This is a genomic window from Rhodococcus globerulus (genome assembly GCF_019334125.1).
GTDB lineage: Bacteria > Actinomycetota > Actinomycetes > Mycobacteriales > Mycobacteriaceae > Rhodococcus_F > Rhodococcus_F globerula.
This window is the reverse complement of record NZ_CP079698.1, coordinates 4,859,843-4,885,000: the sequence shown is the minus strand read 5'-3', so window position 1 is coordinate 4,885,000 and position 25,158 is coordinate 4,859,843. Positions and strand designations below refer to the sequence as shown.

The following is a 25,158-nucleotide window of genomic DNA, read 5'->3' as shown; positions in this document are numbered from 1 at the left end:
AACCGAAACCCGAAGGCCCGGAACATCATTCGACATGTGAAGTACCAAATAATTTTGGCACTGACATTCATCGACACACTGTTGAGTTCTCAAAGAACACGCGCACACCATCACCGCGACCTTCAGGCCACTCGCTCCGGGGCAACTTTTCCAGCCTATCCCATCGAAGTCACCGGCGCAAACCGGAACATCGTGAAGAAGAACTGGGGTTGAAGCACAACCATACATGATGGAAACTACTTCGAATTTTGGCCAGGCACTTCGTACAACCTCGTGTCACTCGCTGTGAAGCGGGAGTCGGTGTCCGTGTCGCTCTGACTTGGAATAAGTTACGCGACTGCCGAAGCCTTTAACAAATCGCCTGGTCAGGGCGAATGCTTTTGCCATTTCCGCAGCTAGAGCCCGTCATATCACCGTCAATTCACCGAAATTGCGCAAATGTGACGCCGGACACCGAAGGATGAAGGGCGAACTCACACAATCTCGACCCGTATTCCGGCGTCCTCGAACAATGCGACTTGCCGTGCGTCTACTGCGGAATCGGTGACCAGCACCGCCCCCGGAGGAATCGGGGCCCACGCATGGAATGGCCGTTCCCCGAGCTTGGCGGAGTGCGCAAGTATGTAGACCTCGCCGGCGCGCTCGATCATCATTTCCTTCAATCGCGTCTGGTCGAGCTCCGCTTCACAAATACCCAAGTCAGCGGTCACGGCATCAGCACCGAGAAAGGCCTTGTCAAAGGACACCCGCTGTAGCGATGCCTCAGCGAGTGGCCCGACAAACCCCTGGCTGAGCTGCCTCAATGTCCCGCCGAGGCATTCGACTCGGACACCCTCGGCATCGGCGAGCGCTTCGAGCGCGGTCAAGCCAGCAGCAATCACCGTCAAATTCGTCACGTGACGTAAGAACTCGCCCATCGCGCCCACCGTCGTACCGGCATCCAAGAGGACGGTCTCTCCAGGCCGGACCTGCGCTGCAGCCCACTCGGCAATTCCCCGTTTGGCCTCGAACCCCTCCATTGCGCGTTGACGCAAGGAGGATTCCGGATGAGGGTTGAGAGCAATCGCGCCACCGTATGTTCGGGCAATAACCCCCTGCGCGGTCAGCTGGCTCAGGTCGCGGCGAATCGTGGACGCGGTCACCCCGAATTGAGCAGACAGATCCTCGACACTGGCCAGACCGCTGGTGCGAGCGAGCCTCGCAATCTCCGATCGCCTCGCCTCCGATTCCCGGATGGCCATCGCTCCCCCTTCGAAACTCCGCGCCTACTTGGAAACGAATGTGCTGGTTGCCAATTCGGCTGCCTGTCGCAGCGCCTCGACCATACTACCGGCCTCGGCTATGCCTTTACCTGCGATATCGAAGGCGGTTCCATGGTCTACCGATGTACGAATGACAGGCAAACCGACGGTGATGTTGACGCCCGCTTCGATTCCGAGAACCTTGACCGGACCATGCCCCTGATCGTGGTACATCGCGACGATCAAGTCGTAGTCGCCACGGCCGGCCAGGAAGAATGCCGTATCCGCGGGCAGCGGGCCGTGCACATCCATTCCCTCTGCTTTAAGCAGTTCGACGGCCGGAATGATCTTCTGTTCTTCCTCCCCGTAGCCGAAGAGCCCGTTCTCTCCCGCGTGCGGATTGATTCCACACACTCCGATCTTCGGTTCCGGATTTCCCGTCCGCACCAAGGCTTCGTGACCTCGACGAATAGTCCGTTCGACCAGTCCGGGCTCGATCCGAGCAACTGCGTCGAGGAGCCCGATGTGCGTGGTCACGTGGATGACCTTGAGTTTGGGCGTCGACAGCATCATCGACACTTCCTCGGTACCTGTCAGGTGCGCGAGCAACTCCGTGTGTCCCGGGAAGATATGACCTGCTGCATGTAGGGCCTCCTTGTTCAGGGGCGCTGTGCAGATCGACTGAACTTCACCGCGGACAGCGAGTTCGCTTGCAACACGGATGTACTGATATGCGGCGTCTCCGGCAACGGCTGACAGTTCACCCCACGCCAAGTCCTCCGGCAGTAGGTCAAGGTCGATAACGTTGATCCGTCCGGACGTGAATTCGGCATCCTTGATCTCGTCGACCGCGACCACGTCGACATCGATGCCGAGTACTTCAGCAGCCAGACGTAGGCGTTTTGCGTCGCCGACAACAACTGGGCGGCAACGCTTTCTTGTTTCGTCGTCGAGTAACGCCGGAACGATCACTTCGGGCCCGACGCCGGCCCCGTCCCCCATGGTGACAGCGATCAGCGGCAGTGGTGCGGATTCTATGGGCATTACGTTGACCTCGTTGTCTGAAGGATTTGCCGAAAGTGGATTGTGCGGAGTCACGACCGATGCAGGGCGCGAGAGAAACTCCGTGATGGAAAGCAAACTGTGTACATCGCCGAAACTGCCCGGCCGCGTGACGATGTAGCGCCCCGTCGGATCGATGGAAAGTACTGCACCGTATTCGATTTCGCATACCGGCGACAGATGCTCGATGCCCAGTCGATCGAGAACGCTGCGTGCGGTTTCGCCGCCGGTGAGGACTAGATCAAGTGGGTGTTCGCGGCCCGCGAGACTCACATCTACGGCTGTGATCAGTTCAGCCAGAGCAGATACCAAGCGGGCAGCCTCCGTCGGGACGACTGGCCCACCAACCGAAACGACAACATTTCCGCCATCGAGTGCTTCCAGGATCGTAGACGGCTCAGCCGAATTCGACAGGAGGTCAGCGCTGTTCACGAGTACGTGCCGAACACCGGAATTCCGAAGCAACGCCACCTGCTCAGCTGCGGAGGTGTCCGCCGTTCCCACAACCGTCAAGCTGCTTCGCGAAGCACGCAGCTGCACAGCAGTATCCGACGATCGTGCTGTTCGACTTCGCGCCACGGTCGCAGTAAGCGCAGCGGTTCCCACCAGCCTGGAGCGCGGAACAACCTGCGCTGCAGCCACAATTGCGTCGAGGTCTGCATCCGTTTCTACATCGCAGACGGCAACCGATTCGGAATCGGCGATCTCCTGGAGTATCCGAGGTAGCGCTTCCGACCGTACGACTACCAGCGGTACGCCGGCAGTGAGCACCGAGTCACCGAGCACTTCGGCGATCGAATGCGGGGGTTGCGTCGCCTCCGCGCGCCACAACGAGGTGGTATGCAACGGAACACCGTCGACAAGTGGCACGCCATCGCGGACCGTCCGTCCCAGCGTGGGGAGTCCGGCGGCAACAATGACCGGCGATCCGTCGCGCGTAAGTTCTGCAACCTCGGCAGCTATGTTGCCCCGGAGTAGAGAGTCGATCTTCTTCACAACAGCGAAGCCCGCGGCCGATTGCAGAACAGTACGGACATCGCGCGCGGCCTGAGCGGGATCGGAACGACGCGAATGCAGGTCGAAGACGGTCACATCGCTTCCGTCCGGCGTGCCGGGGCGCAGCCTGAGCGATACAGAGCTACTGCGGGCAAGAAATCCAGCGGCCGATTCCGCGGCGCCTGACAGGTCATCTGCGATTACTACCAGTGGTTTCATCGACTACCTCGACCCCCTTTCGGTCTGAATCGAGTATGCACAGTCCCGCAATTGATGCGCGAAGTACGCAAATGAAGTTACGGGACTTGCGCGAAGTGCGCAACAGTGCCATTGTGAGCTGAGTTACAAGCGAGAGTCCGACACGATTGTGCGCAAACAATCCACTCGGAGCGTCGCCCCCACGCTGCCCGTCAGGATCGAAAGGTCACCGATGACCAATTCTCGTTTGCGAACACCACAGCTCTCCCGGCGCTCCTTCTTGCAGTTCACGGGACTGATCGGTGGCGCAACGCTGCTGGGTTCGACGGCCGCATGCGCCGGTCCCACCGGAAAACCGACCCAAGACACGCTCGTGCTCGGACTCAACCGTTCGCTGGTGAGTCTCGACAATAAACTCAACCAATTCGATGCTGCAGTCACCGCTCAACGCGGCGTCCGGCAGGGACTCACCCGCATCGGCGACACTCTGACCCCACAACTGGTTCTTGCCGATCAGTTCGAGTCGACCGGCCCCACCGAGTGGACAGTTCGACTCCGCGAGGGAATCCGCTACTCCGACGGCACGCCCGTGGTCATCGACGACGTCACGACAGCCATGGAGATGTACCAGCAGGTCAGCGGATCGTTTGTTGCCCCGCAGTTCCCGGAGTGGCCCACCGTGGTGCCGATCGACGACCGCACGTTCATTCTCCGAACAAAATCCCCGGTGCCGGTGCTCGACTCACTCATGTCGAATATCCTGATCACGCCGGCGGCCGCCAACGAACCGAACGAACTGCAGAGCGGTGTCGGTTCCGGCCCGTTCGTCGTCAGCGAATCGAACCGTGGCACCGGCGATTACACGCTGGTCGCCAACGACAACTACTGGGGCTCAGCCCCCGGTGTTCGCCGAGTCCAAGTTCGCTTCATCCCCGAAGAGGCCGGCCGAGTGGTTGCGCTGCGGAGCGGTGAGGTCGACGTCATCGACTCGATCAGCCCGGACTCCGCAGAACAACTCGCAGACCTCCCTGGCGTCCAGGTCGATACCGTGCCGAGCACTCGCATCAACCAACTGTTCTTCAACTTCCGAAAGCCCGCCGATCACCCACTGTCCAATCCACGTGTCCGCGAGGCACTGACCTACGCTATCGACGGCGAGTCGCTCGCCCGTGACGTGCTGATCGGATCGGCGGTCCCGGCCACCGGTCCTGCACCGTCGACATTGGACGGAGCCGTGAAAACCGGCACTTACCAATATGATCCACAAAGAGCGCGGCAAATGCTCGCCGCCGAGGGTGCCGATGACCTGGAACTCACCTTCATCTGGGAAACCGGAGAATTCACCAACGACGTATCGGTGATGGAATCAGTACTCGAGATGATGAAAGCAGTGGGTGTTCGCGTCAAACTGCAGCAGTTCGAGCCAGGTGGTGACATCTCGTCGTGGCGTCAGGGCAAGACCGGGGACTGGGATGTGCTGGGCAACGGTTACGGCAACCAGACTGGACTTGCACTGACCACGCTGCAGGGCATGTATGCGGGAACCGCCGAGAAGGAAGCAACCCGCGACACCTATCACGGGTACGTGTTCCCCGAGATCACCGCCAAGATCCAAGCCGCATCGAGCGAACCGGATCCGTCGCAGCGTGCCGCTCTTCTCGACGCCGCGCAGCAGGACATCTGGAACACCTGGCCCTGCCTGTGGAGTTTTGTCCCCAACGCACTGCTCGCGAAACGCACACGCGTTCAGAATGTTTCACTGACCCCGATCAACTCCTACGACCTCGGCGCCGTCCGATTGGAGGCCTGAGGCGATGACTCTCACTGCTCCGACACCGCAAACCGCACGCGAAATCTCCCCGCGTCGTCGCACAAAGATGAACCCGACACTCAAATACGTGCTCAAACGCTTGGCACAGAGCGCACTGACGATCTTCCTCACGCTCACAACAGTGTTCGTCCTCATCCGCATGGCTCCGGGCGATCCTGCCTACGCTTTGGCCGGGCCGCTGGCGAGTACAGAAGATCTCGCTAAGATCCGCGCTGACATGGGCTTGGACAAGTCCGTGTTCTCCCAGTACTTGATCTACCTGTGGGATCTCCTTCACCTGAATCTCGGCACGTCGTACTCGTTCCAGGCGCCGGCCATGGACGTTGTTCTCGGCAGACTTCCGTACACCATCACCCTGGCCGTCAGTTCTATTCTGCTGACCGCCGTGCTCTCGATTCCGTTGGGCGTGTGGATGGCCCGTCACGCAGACACGCGACGCGAACTCGGCGCGAACGTCGTGGCCGTCGGCGGACAGTCCATGCCGGAGTTCTGGAGCGGCCTGATGCTGGTGACGATCTTCGCGGTCTTGATCCCCGTGCTCCCGGCTGCCGGATTCACCACGTGGCCGTCGTTGATCCTGCCCACCGTCACTATCGCGATCCTCCAGATCGCGTTGATCTCCCGGATGGTTCGACGCGAAATGGTCTCGGCCTTCGCCTCTCCGTACATCACCGTCGCTCGATCACGCGGAGTATCGGAACGCGAACTCACCTGGCGATACGCCATGCGTAATTCGGCGATTCCCATCGTCACCGCACTGGGCACCAGATTTGCCGGCATGCTCAACGGCGTCGTAGTCGTCGAGGTCGTCTTCGCCTGGCCTGGTGTCGGCTCACTGGTGGTGCGCGCGCTCGAGACACGCGACTACCCACTGATCCAAGCGACCGTACTCGTCACCGCAGTCCTTGCGGTACTCGTACAACTCGCAGTGGACCTCCTCTATCCCCTCCTTGACCCACGGGTACGCCTCGGAAAGGGCGCCAACTGATGACCACAGTCTTGGAACCTCCCACAACACCGCGCCCCAGCGCAGTCACCGAGGCAGATTTCGCTCGCGCCGGAGCCACACGTCGTAAGCGAGACAGCCGCGTCAAGATCTGGGCCGGCTCGATCTGCGCACTCCTGGTGATTCTTCCCGTCGCGCTCGCCGGCCTGCTGCCACTGGCAGATCCGAATCAAACCAACCTGAGCCAGCGACGGTTGCCTCCGCTCAGCGAGGGCCACCTGTTCGGCACCGACCAGCTTGGACGCGACCTACTCTCGCGAATCCTGCACGGCGGGCAAGTGTCTCTGACAATCGGCATTCTCGCCGTCGTCGTGTCCGGCATCATCGGCGTCGTCGCAGGTTCTGCCGCAGGCTACTTCGGCGGTTGGGTCGACACGGTCATCTCACGCTTGCTCGAGGCACAGCTGTCCCTTCCTCTGTTGATGATGCTTCTTCTTGTCGTCGCGCTGTTCGGTCCGTCCATTCCCGTGATCACGTTTGTCATCGCAATCGCGCAGTGGCCCGAAGTCGCCCGACTGACCCGTTCCTTGGTGCTCGTCGAACGCGAAAAGCCCTATGTAGCAGCAGCCAGAGTCCTGGGCCTGACCCGCATGGCCATCCTCGTCCGCCACGTAATCCCGAACATCGTCAAGCAGGCGTCGCTTGTCGTGCTGTTGCTCCTCGCCCAGGCCGTCCTTCTGGAAAGCTCGTTGAGCTACCTCGGCGCGGGACCACAACGTCCGTTCGCGACATGGGGCCGAATCATCGCCGACGGTCAGGACTACATCACCACCTCATGGTGGATCGTGACGCTGACAGGCCTGATGATCGTGCTGCTGGTGGTCGGAGTGAACCTACTCGGCGACGGCCTGCGCGATCGGCCGACAGGATCGAAACGACTGGGCGCAAGCCTGTTCGGGCGTGGCAGCGCCCAGAAAGCGAAGGCGTGAGACATGGGAAATCTACTTCGGGTCGACGACCTCCAGATCGAACTTGTAACTGCCAATGGCGTAATCCGAGCCGTCGACGGCGTGTCCTTCTGCATCGATGCCGGTGAAACCGTCACCATCATCGGTGAATCCGGCTCGGGCAAGTCGACGACAGCTATGGGAATCCTAGGGCTGCTTCCGGACGATCTTGCCGTCCTCTCCGGGAAGGCCGCGTTCAAGGGCCAGGACATTCTCGGAAACACGAAGATCTTGAACGACATTCGTGGACGACACATCGCCCTCATTCCCCAGGATCCGATGACGGCTCTGAGTCCCGTCCACACCATCGGCAGTCAGCTTCGAGAAGCCGTGCGCCACAGCGGCGTGACTGCCAAGAAACAGCAAATCGAGCGGGCAGTGGAACTGCTCGAACAGGTGCGCATTCCGTATCCGGATCAGCAACTCGACAAGTACCCACATCAGCTGTCGGGTGGAATGTTGCAGCGTGTCCTGATCGCCGGCGCACTTGCCGCCGGCCCCGAACTGATCGTTGCCGACGAACCCACCAGCGCATTGGACGTCACCGTGCAGGCCGGGATTCTGGACCTACTGCTCGAGTTGCAGGAGCGCACCGGAATCGGAATGCTGGTCATCACCCACGACCTCGGAGTTGCCCGACTCGTATCCGATCGCATCTACGTGATGAAGGACGGACGTTTTGTCGAGACCGGCAGCGCCGACGTCCTCGCCGACGCACCGCAAAGCGCCTACACACAAAAGCTTCTCGACGCCATACCTCACCTGGGACCGTGGGACGGCGACCCCGCCACCGATACGCGTTCAACACAGATCGGAGCCTCGGCATGAGCACACACAACAGTCCGTTGCTTGCCGTCGAAGACCTCGTTGTCGAGTATCCGGTTCCCGACGGGGTATTCCGAGCCGTGGATGCTGTGAGCTTCTCGGTGGAGAAGGGTAAGACCCTTGCCATCGTCGGCGAATCCGGATGTGGCAAGTCGACCATCGCTCGATCGATCGTCCGACTCCTCACGCCGACCAGTGGACGCATTCTCGTCGACGGCACCGACATCGCGCAGCTGTCGGAGAAGTCGTTGCGCCCCTTCCGCTCCCGCGTGCAGATGGTCTTCCAAGATCCGTACGGATCGCTGGACCCTCATCTGACTGCCGAGGACATCATCGGAGAACCCCTACGACTCAAGGGAGTCCGAAGCAAGGCGGACCGCGCGAGGGCCGCAGCCGAGCTCGTCGACCGCGTGGGATTACCCAGCTCGGCATTGCATAGACGTCCGGCGGAGTTCTCCGGTGGGCAACGTCAACGCATCGGCATAGCCCGCGCACTTGCCAGCGGACCCGAGATCCTGGTGTGTGACGAGGCCACCAGCGCTCTCGACGTTTCGGTGCAAGCACAGGTACTCGAACTCCTACGTGAAATCCAAGCCGATACCGGTCTGACGTACGTTTTCATCTCACACAACTTGGGCGTCGTCCGAGAAATCAGCGAGACCGTAGTCGTGATGTCGAAGGGAACCATCGTCGAAACCGGTTCCACAGAAACAGTTCTCGCCAGCCCACGCGAGCCGTACACCCGAGCACTACGAAGCGCTGCCCTCGATCCCACCACCATGGTCGGGATCAAACCACGGCACGTGGTCGCAGCCCTGTCCAAGAACTTGCTAGCCAAGCAGACCGAATCACGAGGAGTTGCCTGATGACCGCCCCACTCGAGCTTCCGAAACTGGTGCTGGGCACCATGACATTCGGAGACACCGTCGACATTTCGGGTGCGGGTTCGATGCTCGACGCAGCACTGAACGCCGGCATCACACACATCGACACCGCCAACGGATATGCGGGCGGTGAGTCCGAGCGCATGCTGTCGAAACTCCTCCATGGCCGACGCGATTCCGTCACTCTGGCCACCAAGGCGGGAATGCCGCACCCCGATGCCGGTGACAACAGCCCACTCTCGGCGCAGGGACTCCGGGCAAGCATCGAAGGAAGCCTGCGCAGGCTCGACACCGACTATGTCGACCTGTTCTATCTCCATCAGCCGGATCGAGCGGTATCGCTTAGCGAAACACTTACGACCGTCGCCGAACTGGTTGCGGAAGGAAAGATACGCGCTCTCGGTGTTTCCAACTTCGCAGCCTGGCAAATAAGCGACATCAACTACACCGCAGACACAGTGGGTGCGCCGCGACCGATCGTCGCACAACAGCTCTACAACTTGCTCGCACGTCGGATCGAAGAAGAATACGCAGAATTCGCGAACGTGACCGGGCTGACCACCATGGTCTACAACCCGCTCGGCGGTGGACTACTCACCGGGCGTCATACTTTCGAGGAAAACCCCGCCGACGGCCGATTCGGCGACTCCCGCCTCGCGTCGATGTACAAGGAGCGGTACTGGAACACGCAGATCTTCGATGCCATCGCACAGCTGTCGGCGATCGCCGAACAAGCCGGGATCGCTATGACCGAACTTGCGCTCCGCTGGCTCGTCAGTAAGCCCGCAACCGGCCCGATACTCCTGGGCGGATCGAAGGTCACGCACCTGGAATCCAACATCGCGGCACTCCAGCGAGGCGCCCTCGACAATACGATCGTCGAAGAATGCGATCTGGTCGGAGCCGCACTGCGCGGCCCCATGCCCAATTACAACCGCTGAAAAACACCCGCCAACACCAAGAGAGACCCCGCTATGTCTGCACAGGAATTCGCCGCACGTATCCGCGGACGCGAACGCATCCTCGGTTACTGGTCCGTCATCGACAGCCCGATCTCGACCGAATGGATCGCACACGTCGGCTGGGACTACATCGCACTCGACATGCAGCACGGTCTGATCGGTTACTCGGGAATGGTCGCCGGGCTCACCGCCATCGACTCGTCGCCGTCCACCGTCGGCATGGTCCGAGTCGAAGCCAACAATCCAACTCCCATCGGGCGAGCTCTCGACGCCGGCGCTGTGGGCGTCATAGTTCCACTGATCAACAACGCCGAAGAAGCCGCGGCTGCAGTCGCTGCCGCCAAGTACCCGCCATTCGGCGTTCGCTCCTACGGACCGATGCGCTCGCAACTCCGGGTCGGCCCTATCCCCGCCGACGCGAATCGCGACACAGTTGTCTTCGCGATGATCGAGACACCACAAGGCCTGGCGAACGTCGAAGAAATCTGCGCAGTGCCCGGATTGGACGGCGTCTATGTCGGCCCGTCCGATCTACGAATTGCCGTCGGCGGCAAGCATTCCAACGATCCGGATGTGTCCGAGGAATTCGAAGCTGCGCTCACTCGGGTCCGCGAAGCCGCTGCCGCGGCCGGTGTTGCCGCCGGAATCCACACCCCAGCCGGGCAGATAGCAGCGCAGCGTCTCGGAGAGGGCTACTCCTTCGCGACGGTTGCCTCCGACCTCACCCACCTGGCAAACGTCTCGGCTCAACACTTGGAAGCCGCTAAATCCTGATCCAGGTACAGAAATGGCGATGCACCCGTCCCAGGAGGTACGGGTGCATCGCCATTTCATCCGACTAACGCTGAATTGCCTTGATCTCGAGGAACTCTTCGAGCCCGAACGTGCCTGCTTCACGTCCGATACCCGACTGCTTGTAGCCACCGAACGGAGCATTCGTGTTGAATGCTCCGCCGTTCACTTCTACCTGACCCGCCCGCAACTGCCGTGCGACGCGATCCGCCCGATCGGGATCACCCGACCAGACACCGCCGGCCAGACCGTACTCGGTACCGTTGGCGATCCGAACTGCGTCGGCTTCGTCCTTGTATCCCATGATCGAGAGGACCGGCCCGAAAATCTCCTCGCGCGCAATCGTCATGTCCTCAGTGACATTGGAGAACACCGTCGGCCCGACAAAATATCCACTGGCCAAACCTGTTTCGCGCCCGTCGACTACAGCTGTGGCGCCCTCAGCCACACCCTTCTCGATGTACCCTCGAACGCGTCCGAGCTGATTCGCGTTCACCAACGGCCCAAGCACGGAAGTGGGCTGCGTCGGATCTCCCACGGGGAAATGCGCGGCGACCGCGGCAGCGATTGCAGCGGCCTCATCCACCTTCTCCGCCGGAACCAACATACGAGTCAGCGCTGAACACGTCTGGCCCGAGTTTATGAAGCACTTTGCGACGCCATCCGTGACGGCCTTTTCGAGGTCTGCGTCATCGAGAATCACGTTTGCGGACTTCCCGCCCAATTCGAGTGAGACCCGCTTGATGGTGTCTGCTGCCACGATGGCAACGCGCTTACCTGCACGCGTAGAACCCGTGAACGAGACCATATCCACCTCGGGATGGCCGGCGATTGCCTCACCGACAACCGGTCCGTAGCCACTCACGAGGTTGAATACACCTGCAGGCAAACCGATTTCATCAAAAATATCGGCAAGCGCATACGTGATCAGAGGCGCAACTTCGGTTGGCTTGAGAACAACGGTGCAGCCGGCTGCCAATGCGCCGCCAACCTTCAGGACCACCTGATGCAAGGGGAAGTTCCAGGGCGTGATCGCGCCGACAACGCCGGCCGGCTCACGGACGATCAACGAGTTGCCAACCTCATGAGCGTCGAAGTCGTAGGTTCGTGCGAGTTCCGCGAACGCGTTCAGGTTCGCGAGCGGCATACCGATCTGTACAGGCTTCGCGAACCCCAGCGGCATACCCATGTCCGCAGACACCAGCGCAGCGAGTTCGTCGGTTCGCTCGGCGATCAGCGCCGCAGCTTTGGACAGGTACTCTGCGCGCTGAGCACCGGTCAACGCCGACCACTCGGGAAAAGCTTTTCGTGCCGCAACCGCTGCGGCGTCAACGTCGTCTGCAGTACCTTCTGCGACCTGAGCGATTACTTCCTCAGTTGCAGGATTCAGCACGTCGATACGGCCGCTACCTGCCGATTCGATCCAGGATCCGTCGACATAAATTTTGGTGCGGTCGAGAATATCGGTCATCGAAGCCTCCAAAGTCATCACTCATGCGTTGGTGAGGGCCCGCGCTCTCCGCGCCGGGAACCTCCTCCGAGCCTAACCACGCATGGCACGTTCCGTGGCAGGTTCATTGCCATGGCGGACTGCGACTGGTGAAACTTGTGACCGATACAGGTTTTTGGGGTGAAACGAGAAAAGCCCCCCAACAATGTTGGGGGGCTTTCTCAAGTTGTGTTCGGCGGTGTCCTACTCTCCCACACCCTGTCGAGTGCAGTACCATCGGCGCTGAAGGGCTTAGCTTCCGGGTTCGGAATGGGACCGGGCGTTTCCCCTTCGCTATGACCGCCGTAACTCTATGAAACTGTCACAGTAACTTTACCGTGAACCAGATCCTCCACACATTCACCGACAAGTGTCGGTGAATGATGGGGAATCGAATTCAAGGTATCTGTGTGTTGTTTCAGATACCGCACAGTGGACGCGTAGCTTCTTTGTGGTAAGTCCTCGGCCTATTAGTACCAGTCACCTGCATACATTACTGTACTTCCAGTTCTGGCCTATCAACCCGGTGGTCTGCCGGGGGCCTTACCCCCTCGAGGGGGTGAGAAACCTCATCTTGGAACAGGCTTCCCGCTTAGATGCTTTCAGCGGTTATCCCTTCCGAACGTAGCTAACCAGCGGTGCTCCTGGCGGAACAACTGGCACACCAGAGGTTCGTCCGTCCCGGTCCTCTCGTACTAGGGACAGCCTTCCTCAAGTTTCTTACGCGCGCGGCGGATAGAGACCGAACTGTCTCACGACGTTCTAAACCCAGCTCGCGTGCCGCTTTAATGGGCGAACAGCCCAACCCTTGGGACCTACTCCAGCCCCAGGATGCGACGAGCCGACATCGAGGTGCCAAACCATCCCGTCGATATGGACTCTTGGGGAAGATCAGCCTGTTATCCCCGGGGTACCTTTTATCCGTTGAGCGACACCGCTTCCACTTGCCGGTGCCGGATCACTAGTCCCGACTTTCGTCCCTGCTCGACCTGTCAGTCTCACAGTCAAGCTCCCTTGTGCACTTGCACTCGACACCTGATTGCCAACCAGGCTGAGGGAACCTTTGGGCGCCTCCGTTACATTTTGGGAGGCAACCGCCCCAGTTAAACTACCCACCAGGCACTGTCCCTGAACCAGATCATGGTCCGAGGTTAGAGGTCCAATTCGATCAGAGTGGTATTTCAACAACGACTCCACGATAACTGGCGTCACCGTTTCACAGTCTCCCACCTATCCTACACAAACCGAACCGAACACCAATACCAAGCTGTAGTGAAGGTCCCGGGGTCTTTTCGTCCTGCCGCGCGTAACGAGCATCTTTACTCGTAATGCAATTTCGCCGAGTCTACGGTTGAGACAGCTGAGAAGTCGTTACGCCATTCGTGCAGGTCGGAACTTACCCGACAAGGAATTTCGCTACCTTAGGATGGTTATAGTTACCACCGCCGTTTACTGGGGCTTAAATTCTCAGCTTCGCTCCGAAGAACTAACCGGTCCTCTTAACCTTCCAGCACCGGGCAGGCGTCAGTCCGTATACATCGTCTTACGACTTCGCACGGACCTGTGTTTTTAGTAAACAGTCGCTTCTCACTGGTCTCTGCGGCCCCACCCAGCTCAGACAGTAAATGTCGTCACCAGACAGGGCCCCCCTTCTCCCGAAGTTACGGGGGCATTTTGCCGAGTTCCTTAACCATAGTTATCTCGATCGCCTTAGTATTCTCTACCTGACCACCTGTGTCGGTTTGGGGTACGGGCCGTGTGAAAGCTCGCTAGAGGCTTTTCTCGGCAGCATAGGATCACTGAATTCGCCTCAATCGGCTACGCATCACGTCTCAGGCTTATATGCGACCCGGATTTGCCTAGGTCACGCCCTACACGCTTACACCGGTATTACCACTGACCGGCCCAGCTACCTTCCTGCGTCACCCCATCGCTTGGCTACTACCAGATCAGGTCCCGTGCATCCACCAACTCGAGACCCGAAGGTCTTCTCGTGGCTTCAGGACGGTTAGTATCACTGATTCACCATGGGCGCGTTCACACGGGTACGGGAATATCAACCCGTTGTCCATCGGCTACGCCTGTCGGCCTCGTCTTAGGTCCCGACTCACCCTGGGCGGATTAACCTGGCCCAGGAACCCTTGGTCATTCGGCGGACGAGTTTCTCACTCGTCTTTCGCTACTCATGCCTGCATTCTCACTCGTGTGGCCTCCACGGCTAGGTCACCCTGCCGCTTCCATGGCCACACGACGCTCCCCTACCCATCCACACACCTGCCAGAAAATCCTTGGATCAACTGGGGGCTATTGCGTGAATGCCGCAGCTTCGGTGGTGTACTTGAGCCCCGCTACATTGTCGGCGCAGGATCACTTGACCAGTGAGCTATTACGCACTCTTTCAAGGGTGGCTGCTTCTAAGCCAACCTCCTGGTTGTCTTCGCGACCCCACATCCTTTTCCACTTAGTACACGCTTAGGGACCTTAGCTGGCGATCTGGGCTGTTTCCCTCTCGACTACGAACCTTATCGCCCGCAGTCTCACTGCCGCGCTCTCACTCACCGGCATTCGGAGTTTGGCTGATTTCGGTAAGCTTGTGGGCCCCCTAGACCATCCAGTAGCTCTACCTCCGGTGAGAAACACGCGACGCTGCACCTAAATGCATTTCGGGGAGAACCAGCTATCACGGAGTTTGATTGGCCTTTCACCCCTACCCACAACTCATCCCCTCAGTTTTCAACCTAAGTGGGTTCGGTCCTCCACGACGTCTTACCGTCGCTTCAACCTGGCCATGGGTAGATCACTCCGCTTCGGGTCTAGAGCATGCCACTATGATCGCCCTATTCGGACTCGCTTTCGCTACGGCTACCCCACACGGGTTAACCTCGCGACATGCCACTAACTCGCAGGCTCATTCTTCAAAAGGCACGCCATCACCCCCCACACCGAAGTGTGCAAAGGCTCTGACGGATTGTAAGCGCACGGTTTCAGGTACTATTTCACTCCCCTCCCGGGGTACTTTTCACCTTTCCCTCACGGTACTAGTCCGCTATCGGTCACCAGGGAGTATTCAGGCTTATCGGGTGGTCCCGACAGATTCACACCAGATTTCACGGGCCCGGTGCTACTTGGGTTTCCATTACAACAGTCACAAAGTTTTCGTGTACGGGATTCTCACCCTCTACGACAGGCCGTTCCAGACCACTTCCACTAACCTCATGATTTCTTACTGTTGGCCAACACGGCAGTATTGACAAAATGAACCCCACAACCCCACGAATGCAACACCTGCCGGCTATCACACACCCATGGTTTAGCCTCTTCCGCTTTCGCTCGCCACTACTCACGGAATCACGGTTGTTTTCTCTTCCTGTGGGTACTGAGATGTTTCACTTCCCCACGTTCCCTCCACACGCCCTATATATTCAGGCGCGGGTAACACGACATCACTCGTGCTGGGTTTCCCCATTCGGACATCCTCGGATCACAGCTCGGTTGACAGCTCCCCGAGGCTTATCGCAGCCTCCTACGTCCTTCATCGGCTCCTGGTGCCAAGGCATCCACCGTACGCTCTTCATTACTTACAACAAAGATGCTCGCGTCCACTGTGCAGTTCTCAAACAACACACAAACAACCACATTCACGTTGACACCAACACCCACCACAGTGGAGCGGTATGACAACTTGCAGTTATTTGTCGTTACTTCCTAGAGAGGAAACACTCACGTGTTCTCTCAGGACCCAACAGTATGTCGATATAATTTGTTCTCCCACCAGCACTGAGGCCGGCAGTAATGAAAACGAATGCTTGTCAGCGTCCACCCATGAGCAACCACCGTTCCACATACGGGAACGAAATGGCCTCTGCTTTCCTCAACCACACCTGTGTGCGGCGAGCGAAAGAGATGCTCCTTAGAAAGGAGGTGATCCAGCCGCACCTTCCGGTACGGCTACCTTGTTACGACTTCGTCCCAATCGCCGATCCCACCTTCGACGGCTCCCTCCCACAAGGGGTTAAGCCACCGGCTTCGGGTGTTACCGACTTTCATGACGTGACGGGCGGTGTGTACAAGGCCCGGGAACGTATTCACCGCAGCGTTGCTGATCTGCGATTACTAGCGACTCCGACTTCACGGGGTCGAGTTGCAGACCCCGATCCGAACTGAGACCAGCTTTAAGGGATTCGCTCCACCTCACGGTCTCGCAGCCCTCTGTACTGGCCATTGTAGCATGTGTGAAGCCCTGGACATAAGGGGCATGATGACTTGACGTCGTCCCCACCTTCCTCCGAGTTGACCCCGGCAGTCTCTTACGAGTCCCCACCATAACGTGCTGGCAACATAAGATAGGGGTTGCGCTCGTTGCGGGACTTAACCCAACATCTCACGACACGAGCTGACGACAGCCATGCACCACCTGTATACCGACCACAAGGGGGGCCGTATCTCTACGGCTTTCCGGTATATGTCAAACCCAGGTAAGGTTCTTCGCGTTGCATCGAATTAATCCACATGCTCCGCCGCTTGTGCGGGCCCCCGTCAATTCCTTTGAGTTTTAGCCTTGCGGCCGTACTCCCCAGGCGGGGCGCTTAATGCGTTAGCTACGGCACGGATTCCGTGGAAGGAACCCACACCTAGCGCCCACCGTTTACGGCGTGGACTACCAGGGTATCTAATCCTGTTCGCTACCCACGCTTTCGTTCCTCAGCGTCAGTTACTGCCCAGAGACCCGCCTTCGCCACCGGTGTTCCTCCTGATATCTGCGCATTTCACCGCTACACCAGGAATTCCAGTCTCCCCTGCAGTACTCAAGTCTGCCCGTATCGCCTGCAGGCTCACAGTTGAGCTGTGAGTTTTCACAAACGACGTGACAAACCGCCTACGAACTCTTTACGCCCAGTAATTCCGGACAACGCTTGCACCCTACGTATTACCGCGGCTGCTGGCACGTAGTTAGCCGGTGCTTCTTCTGCAGGTACCGTCACTTGCGCTTCGTCCCTGCTGAAAGAGGTTTACAACCCGAAGGCCGTCGTCCCTCACGCGGCGTCGCTGCATCAGGCTTTCGCCCATTGTGCAATATTCCCCACTGCTGCCTCCCGTAGGAGTCTGGGCCGTGTCTCAGTCCCAGTGTGGCCGGTCACCCTCTCAGGTCGGCTACCCGTCGTCGCCTTGGTAGGCCATTACCCCACCAACAAGCTGATAGGCCGCGGGCCCATCCTGCACCGATAAATCTTTCCACCACCCACCATGCGATAGGAGGTCATATCCGGTATTAGACCCAGTTTCCCAGGCTTATCCCGAAGTGCAGGGCAGATCACCCACGTGTTACTCACCCGTTCGCCGCTCGTGTACCCCGAAAGGCCTTACCGCTCGACTTGCATGTGTTAAGCACGCCGCCAGCGTTCGTCCTGAGCCAGGATCAAACTCTCCGTTGAAGACTCTAGATATCGCTCACCCGAAAGCAAGCTAAATCAGTCATAGACAAAAAGAGTCAAATCACTAGCAAAAAAACTCAACTAGCAAAAAATGTGTCGGCAACCATTCAGACGGAAGAATGAACAATCACCAACGAAAAATACTCACACCCCGAACATCAGAACCGAAACCCGAAGGCCCGGAACATCATTCGACATGCGAAGTACCAAAATAATTTGGCACTGACATTCATCGACACACTGTTGAGTTCTCAAAGAACACGCGCACACCATCACCGCGACCTTCAGGCCACTCGCTCCGGGGCAACTTTTCCAGCCTATCCGATTCTCTGCACCGGCGCAAACCGGGCTGATCTTCGAAACTAACTGGAGTGTTCGCCAGGCACTTCGTACAACCTCGTGTCACTCACCCTCGCAGGTGGGAGTCGGTGTCCGTGTCGCTCTGACCTGGAATAAGTTACGCGAAGATCAACACAACACCAAATCGCCTGGTCACAGCGCTGCGCTTTGTAAACTTCAGGGAACCCAGTACCTCTGCGCCAGTTCTTCGATGATCGGATCTCCCTCTTGCGCCAATTCGAGGGCTTCGAGGTCGTCCGACACCGACAACAATCGGGAATCGTCACCTTCTGCATCGTGAATCGGGCGTCGGCCATCCTCGGAGAGTTGGCGCAACAACTTCTCGCGCACGCGGGCCTTCAACGAATCAGCCATACCGCCAGCATGTGCCTCAGACCAGACGATGTCGAGTACTTACTCGTCATCCTTCTTGCCGAAGACCCGTCTGGCTGTCGGGATCAAGACGATCAGTGCACCGAGAAGCACGATCAGTGAGAAAACCTGCATTGCCATTTCGACCTCACTCAAATTCAGGCCGGCGCTAGCCAGCTACCCCAAGGGGTGTTCCGCACAACCGTAAAGGCAACAAGCGTTCCGAGCACCGCGATTGTCATTGCCGGCGCAAGCACGATCATCCGATCGGTCAACCCGTTCCATCTGCGCACAACCCACCGCCCCCACGCGACAACCAGTACCGCGATCAACGGAACGATCAACACATTGCTCGACAACGACGCACCGATATCGAGATGCGTCAGGTCATTGACTGCTCGAAGGCCACCACACGCCGGGCACCACAGACCTGTCACCGCATACATGGGACAGACCCCGTAGCTTCCGGAATTGTGCGGATCTCGGACGTGCAAAAGCACAAAAGCCGAGACCCCCACTGCAGCGACGCCGGCCGGAGCGCTCAGCGCCCGCCAGCCCCGCACTGCGGAGGTCTCGGTCTTCATACGATCCACTGTAGAAGCTGGTGGCCACCGACAGCTGCGGCCACGCGAACCCGTTCTATCTCGCTCGAATAACGACTGAGCGAACAATCATGTCGTGCCAGCACTGGCTCTTCGAATCCCAGAGCGGCCACAAGTAGTTGAGGAAGCACGCTCCGCCGAGGATCGCTTCCAATATCCATCGCAGGAGAGCCATGGGTGGTCCCAGCGGAACACCGTCGGACTCTCGAACCACGGAGATGCCCAGCCACTTCTTCCCCAATGACTGGCCGGTATTGCCCTGACGGAAGACGTAGTTCCAGACCTCGATCAGGAGGGTCAGAACAATCCCGATCCCGATGACCAAGAGGCCGACCGAATTTGCACCTTCCGTAGTGACGGTTCCGTCGTCATACGTGGTGACCTCCGCTCCCGAGAACGCGATCACCGCGCCGATGATCGCGACGATCACGCCAGGTAGCGGCACGATGAGGTAATCGAGCAAATACGCGCCGACACGCGAAATCCAGGAGGCGTACGGGTAGGCAGGTTGCGGAGGCCCATATCCCTGCGACGACACGGGAGGCATCTGCCCGTACTGAGGTGGCTGTCCGTACTGCGGTTGCTGCCCGTACTGCGGTGGCTGGTTCGGCTGCTCGCCAGATCCCCAGTTCTGCTCCGACATGGCGATTCTCCCCTGCTCAGGCGCGTGTACGCAGGATCAGGATAAACGGGGCATCGAGTATTTACCGGCAAACGACAAGAGCCCCGCACCAGAATTTCCTGGTACGGGGCTCTTGGCCGAGCTGCCTGAGAGAATCGAACTCTCGACCTTTTCATTACGAGTGAAATGCTCTACCGACTGAGCTAAGGCAGCGTGCCTTTCGGCGATGGCGAGTCTAACTGGTCAACCCCCGGAACGCGAAAACGGGGGTCGGAAGGCTTCGCCGATACTCGCAACCATCGCGTCGAGAGCCCACTGCAACTTGACGTTGAAATCGACGGCTTCGCGGCATGCAAGCACTGCTTCGATGCACTTCAGTAGACCTTCCGGTGACGTCCGCGATGCCAGATCGGAAGCCCGCTCGGCCATATCAGGATGAGTGGACGTGGACGACGACCCCAACGCGTACGACAAGGCGTCGCGATACATGCCGGCAAGATCGATCAGCGTCCGGTCGAGAAGATCACGCTTGGCCCGCGTATCCCTCGATTTCTGCCGCGCTTCGAGTTCCTTGATCAATCCGGCAGACCCTCGGAGCGTGCCGGCTGTGCCCTTACCGGTTCCGCCGCCGCCGAGCGAGACCTTCAGTTCTTCGAGTTCACGTTCCTTGACGTCGGTGAAGAGTGTCTTGGTTTCGGACTCGATCGACTTCACCAGATTTTCGGCTGCTTTGTACGCCGTCGATGCGGACGCGGCATCAAAGGCAAGCCGGAGCGACCGCGCACGTTCGTCCCGCGCGACATCGTCGGTAGCCAAGCGTCGCGCTCGACCGACGTGACCACCGCTGATCGATGCGGCAAATCTTGCCTGGTCGGGAGCCAATCCGTCGCGCCCGATCAACACCTGGGCGATCGACTCGACAGACGGCGTCACGAGAGCCAAGTGCCGGCATCGCGAACGGAGTGTGACCGACATGTCCTCTGGGTCCGTGGTGGGAGCGCAGAGCAGGATCACCGTGCGGTCCGGCGGCTCCTCGACAACTTTCAAGAGCGCATTGGCCGCGCCCTCGGTCAATCGATCCGCGTCCTCGACGACGATGACCTGCCAACGACCGGTCGTTGGCCTGCGCGACGCGATATTGACGATCTCGCGCATGCCTTTGACGCTGATGCTCAATCCGTCGGGAATGATCCGTCGTACGTCACCATGGGTTCCCGCCATCGTGGTTGTGCATGCATGGCACTGCCCGCATCCCGGTTCGCCGTCGGACGTGCACTGCAGGGCTGCGGCAAAGCACAGCGCCGCCACGGACCGCCCGGATCCGGGAGGCCCCGTGAAGAGCCACGCATGGGTCATATCGGATCCGCTGGAGTCGCCTCTGGCGGACAGCGCGGCGGCTCGCAAACTCTGCTCGACGTCGTGCTGACCTACCAGCCGACCGAACACACCACGTTCGGTCACATCACTACTCATGCAAAAACCTTAACCGTCGGCACCGACGAGTCCGGCTCAGTCCTTCTTCGCCGGAGCCTTCTTGGCAGCCGCTTTCTTGGCCGGGGCCTTCTTGGCGGCGGTCTTCTTCGCAGCGGCCTTCTTCGCCGGGGCTTTCTTCGCAGCGGCCTTCTTCTTCACCGGTCCGCGAGCACGACGGTCAGCGAGCAACTCCGACGCACGAGCATCCGAGATGGATTCGACGGCATCGTCCTTGCGCAGGCTGGCGTTGGTCTCACCGTCGGTGACGTACGGACCGAAACGACCGTCCTTGATCACCATCGGCTTCTCACTGACCGGGTCGACACCCAGCTCACGCAGCGGCGGAGTAGCCGACGCCTGACGTCCACGTCGCTTGGGCTCGGCGTAGATCTTGAGCGCGTCGTCGAGGGTGACCGTGAACATCTGCTCTTCGTCGGCCAGGGAACGCGAGTCGGTGCCCTTCTTCAGATACGGACCGTATCGGCCGTTCTGAGCGGTGATCTCTTCCTTGCTCTCGGGATCGACACCCACGACGCGGGGAAGGGACAGCAACCGAAGTGCATCCTCCAAGGTGACCGTCGCCAAGTCCATGGACTTGAGCAACGATCCGGTGCGTGGCTTAGGGCCCGCAACCTTCTTCGCAGCCTTCTTCGCGGGAGCCTTCTTGGCTGCGGCCTTCTTCACCGCAGTCTTGGTGGTGCCCGCGCTGACCTCTTCCGATTCCGGAACCGGCACGATGTCCGGCTCTGGCTCGGCCGGCGGCTCGGGCAGAATCTCCGTCACGTAAGGACCGAAGCGGCCCTCCTTCGCGACGATCTCGTTTCCGGTCAGAGGATCGACGCCCAGCTTGCGACCTTCTTGAGGCGTCGCGAACAGCTTCTCGGCGTACTCGGGGGTGAGCTCGTCCGGCGGCAGGTCATCGGGAAGATTGGCCCGCTGCGAGATCAGATCGCCTTCGGGGTCGTCCGGATTCTGAACCATGCGCTCGAGGTACGGGCCGAAGCGGCCGACACGTACGTGAACCTCACGACCCTCGGCGTCGTCGAACAGCCGGATGGAGTTGACCTCGCGGGCGTCGATCTCCTCGAGATTGACGCCGACCATCTTCTTGAGGCCGCCTTCACGGGCGACCGAACCTTCGGCACCGTGCTCGCCACCGAAGTAGAAGCTGCTCAGCCAGTTACCGCGCTGCTCACGTCCACCGGCAATAGCGTCGAGGTCATCTTCCATGCCTGCGGTGAAATCGAAGTCGACCAACCGGCCGAAGTGCGCCTCGAGCAGACCGACCACGGCGAAGGCAACCCACGCCGGAACCAGTGCGCTGCCCCGCTTGTAGACGTATCCGCGGTCGAGGATGGTCTTGATGATCGACGAATACGTCGACGGTCGGCCGATACCGAGCTCTTCCAGGGTCTTGATCAGGCTGGCTTCGGTGTATCGCGCCGGCGGGTTGGTGCTGTGACCGTCGGGATCGAGCTTGGTTGCCGTGACTTCCTGGCCCTTGACCAGTATCGGAAGCCTGGATTCGGCATCGTCGGACTGACCGCCTGCCTCTTCGTCGACGCTCTCGACGTAAGCCTTGAGGAAGCCCGCAAATACGATGGTGCGACCGGACGCGGAGAACGTGCAGTCCTCACCCGTGCCGGCCGTGCCGGAAATGCGAAGCGTCAGCGTGTTGCCCCGAGCGTCGGCCATCTGCGAAGCCACGGTGCGCTGCCAGATGAGTTCGTACAACTTGAACTCGTCGGCGTCGAGCTTGGAGTGCAACTGCCCCGGCGTCTGGAACACATCGCCGGCCGGACGAATTGCCTCGTGCGCTTCCTGCGCGTTCTTGACCTTGCGGGTGTACTGACGCGGCGTCGGATGGACGTACTCCGGGCCGTACAACTCGGTGGCCTGCGCACGAGCAGCAGCGATCGCCGACTCGGACAGCGTCGTCGAGTCGGTTCGCATGTAGGTGATGTAGCCGTTTTCGTACAGACGCTGCGCGATACGCATGGCCCGCTCGGACGTGAAGCGAAGCTTGCGACCGGCCTCCTGCTGCAGCGTCGACGTCATGAACGGCGGATACGGCTTACGGGTGTACGGCTTGTCTTCTGCAGACGAAACCGTGAGGTCGACGCCGTGCAAAGCCTCGGCCAGTCGACGCGCGTACGCCTCGTCCAGCACAGTGACGGCACTGCCCTTGAGCTTTCCGTCCGGTCCGAAATCGCGACCGGAAGCAACGCGGGAACCGTCGACCGAGACAAGACGCGCACCGAAACTGCGTGGGCTGGCGTCGGCGCCGGCATCAAGCGTGGCGGAGATGTCCCAGTACGAAGCCGACTTGAACGCCATGCGCTCACGCTCACGCTGCACGATGACACGCGTAGCAACCGACTGGACGCGGCCCGCCGAGAGCCTCGGCATGACCTTCTTCCAGAGCACCGGGCTGACCTCGTAACCGTAGAGACGGTCGAGGATACGGCGGGTTTCCTGAGCGTCGACGAGGTCGATGTCGAGCTCACGGGTGTCTTCGGCAGCAGCCCGAATTGCCGGTTCGGTGATCTCGTGGAAGACCATTCGACGAACCGGAATCTTGGGCTTCAGGGTCTCGAGGAGATGCCACGCAATGGCCTCACCCTCGCGGTCGGGGTCAGTTGCGAGGAAGAGTTCGTCAGCGTCCTTCAAGAGTGACTTGAGTTCGGCGACCTTGCCCTTCTTCTCCGGGCTGACGACGTAGAGCGGCTCGAAGTCGTGATCGACGTTGACGCCGAGACGGGCCCACGGCTCGCCCTTGTACTTGGCCGGAACATCCGCTGCGCCGCGCGGCAGGTCGCGAATGTGACCGACCGATGCCTCGACTACGTAGTCCTTACCGAGGTAAGGAGCGATTTTGCGCGCCTTGGTCGGTGACTCGACGATCACGAGGCGACGAGGGTTACCGGACGCTCCCTGACCGCTGCCGTTGTCCGCTTTAGCCACCTGCTGCCCGAACCTTCCTTTGGACGATCACTGCCGTCGGCAGTTCTTCAGAACTAGACGTGTGGAGCAAGTTATACCCCGTGTCTCTCTTTACAGAGTGACATACCCGCACGACATTCGTGCAGATCAGTACAGTATGGACACGGTCAGATCTGTGGCCAGGCCGCTTCGAGGTCCACGTGACGGGGTGCCTCGCCCAGGTATTCGACGAGCTTGGTCAGTCGCTTCTTGCCGGCGATACGAAGCCCTGGACCGGGCGTCCGGTTGCCCAGCTGAGTAGGTGCGATACCCACTCGCATCAAGGCTTGCGCCAACGGCGCGTGAGTCTGAGTCGCGTGCGGATCGAGGCCGAAAACGAAGCGTTCGCCGTCCTCTTCCATCCTGCCGGACGAGACTGCCCAGACCCGGAGCTGGCGGGGATTCGGAACCCATCCAGCCGGGACGGACTTCACGGCACCTTTGGTCCACTGCACGGACAGGGGCAGCAGGGCCGGCGTCGCCTGAGTTCGGACGAGCGGGCTTCCTTCATCACTACGCGTCACTTCCGCGCCGAGTCCGCATTGCGCAATCAGCTCGGCAATGGCCTGGGCCCGCCAGTCTCGATCTACGACGATCGAGATCCGAGCACGATCTTCGTTTGTCACCACCTGACCGTGTCCAGCCAGCATGCCGGCCAGGTCTGTCACGGCAGGGGGAATCGACTCGGCGGAGAAAAAGGACAGTTGGCTCACAGAGTGCAACGTAGGGCACGAGGACCGTTGCGGCATAAATAATGGGACCTATTACGAAAAGGTCTGTCCCCCATTGCGGCGAGGCAACGAGGGACAGACCGTGTCCAGCTCGGAAGAATCAGACCGCGCGAACGCCTGTCGCCTGGGGCCCCTTGTTGCCCTGCCCTACCTCGAACTCCACACGCTGGTTCTCCTCGAGAGTACGGAAACCGTTGCCCTGAATCTCGGAGTAATGAACGAAGACGTCTGCGGAACCGTCTTCGGGAGCGATGAAGCCGAAGCCCTTTTCAGCGTTGAACCACTTCACAGTGCCCTGTGCCATGCTTTTCCTTCTCTTTCTAACACCGGATTCGATGAACTGCGCTTATTCAATCCATCGGGCCCGTTCCG

17 protein-coding genes, 1 tRNA gene and 3 rRNA genes are annotated in these 25,158 nt (G+C 59.8%); 7 read left to right on the top strand and 14 right to left on the bottom strand.

The window, feature by feature from the left end:
- Positions 1-473: 473 nt before the first annotated feature.
- Positions 474-1,241: a DeoR/GlpR family DNA-binding transcription regulator gene (locus tag KYT97_RS22240; protein WP_045071550.1), complete on the bottom strand. Its 768-nt coding sequence runs from the start codon at positions 1,239-1,241 to the stop codon at positions 474-476.
- Between the two features lie 24 nt (positions 1,242-1,265).
- Complete coding sequence (gene pdxA, locus KYT97_RS22235; protein ID WP_219110685.1) at positions 1,266-3,518, bottom strand: 4-hydroxythreonine-4-phosphate dehydrogenase PdxA; 2,253 nt, start codon at positions 3,516-3,518, stop codon at positions 1,266-1,268.
- A gap of 211 nt (positions 3,519-3,729) precedes the next feature.
- On the opposite strand from pdxA, the gene KYT97_RS22230 reads away from it, so the two are divergent.
- From KYT97_RS22230 to KYT97_RS22200, 7 genes are read left to right on the top strand one after another with little or no spacing between them, the layout of a single operon-like run.
- Positions 3,730-5,307, top strand: coding sequence for an ABC transporter substrate-binding protein (locus tag KYT97_RS22230; protein WP_219110684.1), 1,578 nt, complete (start codon positions 3,730-3,732; stop codon positions 5,305-5,307).
- 4 nt (positions 5,308-5,311) lie between these two features.
- The gene (locus KYT97_RS22225) at positions 5,312-6,316 is read left to right on the top strand and encodes an ABC transporter permease (protein ID WP_172937825.1); all 1,005 of its coding nucleotides are present in this window, start codon (positions 5,312-5,314) and stop codon (positions 6,314-6,316) included.
- Positions 6,316-7,263 carry an ABC transporter permease gene (locus tag KYT97_RS22220; RefSeq protein ID WP_045071542.1) on the top strand — a complete coding sequence of 316 codons (948 nt, stop codon included), beginning with the start codon at positions 6,316-6,318 and terminating at the stop codon, positions 7,261-7,263. Before KYT97_RS22225 ends, KYT97_RS22220 begins: the two co-directional genes overlap by 1 nt.
- 3 nt (positions 7,264-7,266) lie before the next feature.
- Positions 7,267-8,109, top strand: a complete 843-nt coding sequence (locus tag KYT97_RS22215) for an ABC transporter ATP-binding protein (protein ID WP_219110683.1) — start codon at positions 7,267-7,269, stop codon at positions 8,107-8,109.
- Entirely contained in the window at positions 8,106-8,972 is an 867-nt protein-coding gene (locus tag KYT97_RS22210) for an ATP-binding cassette domain-containing protein (RefSeq protein ID WP_154883645.1), read from the top strand. The genes KYT97_RS22215 and KYT97_RS22210 overlap by 4 nt, the downstream gene beginning before the upstream one ends.
- On the top strand, positions 8,972-9,931 hold the full coding sequence (locus KYT97_RS22205) for an aldo/keto reductase (RefSeq protein WP_219110682.1): 960 nt from the start codon (positions 8,972-8,974) through the stop codon (positions 9,929-9,931). The genes KYT97_RS22210 and KYT97_RS22205 overlap by 1 nt, the downstream gene beginning before the upstream one ends.
- Before the next feature lie 33 nt (positions 9,932-9,964).
- Entirely contained in the window at positions 9,965-10,726 is a 762-nt protein-coding gene (locus KYT97_RS22200) for an HpcH/HpaI aldolase family protein (RefSeq protein WP_219110681.1), read from the top strand.
- A 64-nt stretch (positions 10,727-10,790) separates the two neighbouring features.
- Here KYT97_RS22200 and KYT97_RS22195 read toward each other — a convergent pair whose 3' ends face one another.
- The 12 genes from KYT97_RS22195 to cspE form a co-directional block, all read right to left on the bottom strand.
- On the bottom strand, positions 10,791-12,215 hold the full coding sequence (locus KYT97_RS22195) for an aldehyde dehydrogenase family protein (protein WP_045071553.1): 1,425 nt from the start codon (positions 12,213-12,215) through the stop codon (positions 10,791-10,793).
- Between the two features lie 209 nt (positions 12,216-12,424).
- Positions 12,425-12,541, bottom strand: a 5S ribosomal RNA gene (gene rrf, locus KYT97_RS22190).
- A gap of 142 nt (positions 12,542-12,683) precedes the next feature.
- Positions 12,684-15,817, bottom strand: a 23S ribosomal RNA gene (locus KYT97_RS22185).
- 330 nt (positions 15,818-16,147) lie between these two features.
- Positions 16,148-17,665 (bottom strand): 16S ribosomal RNA (locus KYT97_RS22180).
- The 16S, 23S and 5S rRNA genes sit together here, the layout of an rRNA operon.
- 516 nt (positions 17,666-18,181) lie before the next feature.
- On the bottom strand, positions 18,182-18,379 hold the full coding sequence (locus tag KYT97_RS22175) for a hypothetical protein (RefSeq protein WP_033235958.1): 198 nt from the start codon (positions 18,377-18,379) through the stop codon (positions 18,182-18,184).
- 155 nt (positions 18,380-18,534) lie between these two features.
- Complete coding sequence (locus tag KYT97_RS22170; protein WP_033235957.1) at positions 18,535-18,960, bottom strand: DUF2752 domain-containing protein; 426 nt, start codon at positions 18,958-18,960, stop codon at positions 18,535-18,537.
- A gap of 55 nt (positions 18,961-19,015) precedes the next feature.
- The gene (locus KYT97_RS22165; protein WP_033235956.1) at positions 19,016-19,621 is read right to left on the bottom strand and encodes an RDD family protein; all 606 of its coding nucleotides are present in this window, start codon (positions 19,619-19,621) and stop codon (positions 19,016-19,018) included.
- 119 nt (positions 19,622-19,740) lie between these two features.
- Positions 19,741-19,813 (bottom strand) — tRNA-Thr (locus KYT97_RS22160).
- Between the two features lie 30 nt (positions 19,814-19,843).
- Positions 19,844-21,073, bottom strand: a complete 1,230-nt coding sequence (locus KYT97_RS22155) for a DNA polymerase III subunit delta' (RefSeq protein ID WP_033235955.1) — start codon at positions 21,071-21,073, stop codon at positions 19,844-19,846.
- Between the two features lie 36 nt (positions 21,074-21,109).
- Entirely contained in the window at positions 21,110-24,037 is a 2,928-nt protein-coding gene (gene topA, locus KYT97_RS22150; RefSeq protein WP_219110680.1) for a type I DNA topoisomerase, read from the bottom strand.
- A gap of 146 nt (positions 24,038-24,183) precedes the next feature.
- Positions 24,184-24,768 (bottom strand): hypothetical protein, encoded by a 585-nt coding sequence (locus tag KYT97_RS22145; RefSeq protein WP_033235981.1) that lies wholly within the window; start codon positions 24,766-24,768, stop codon positions 24,184-24,186.
- Positions 24,769-24,886: 118 nt separating this feature from the next.
- Complete coding sequence (gene cspE / locus KYT97_RS22140; protein ID WP_033235953.1) at positions 24,887-25,090, bottom strand: transcription antiterminator/RNA stability regulator CspE; 204 nt, start codon at positions 25,088-25,090, stop codon at positions 24,887-24,889.
- Positions 25,091-25,158 lie beyond the last annotated feature (68 nt).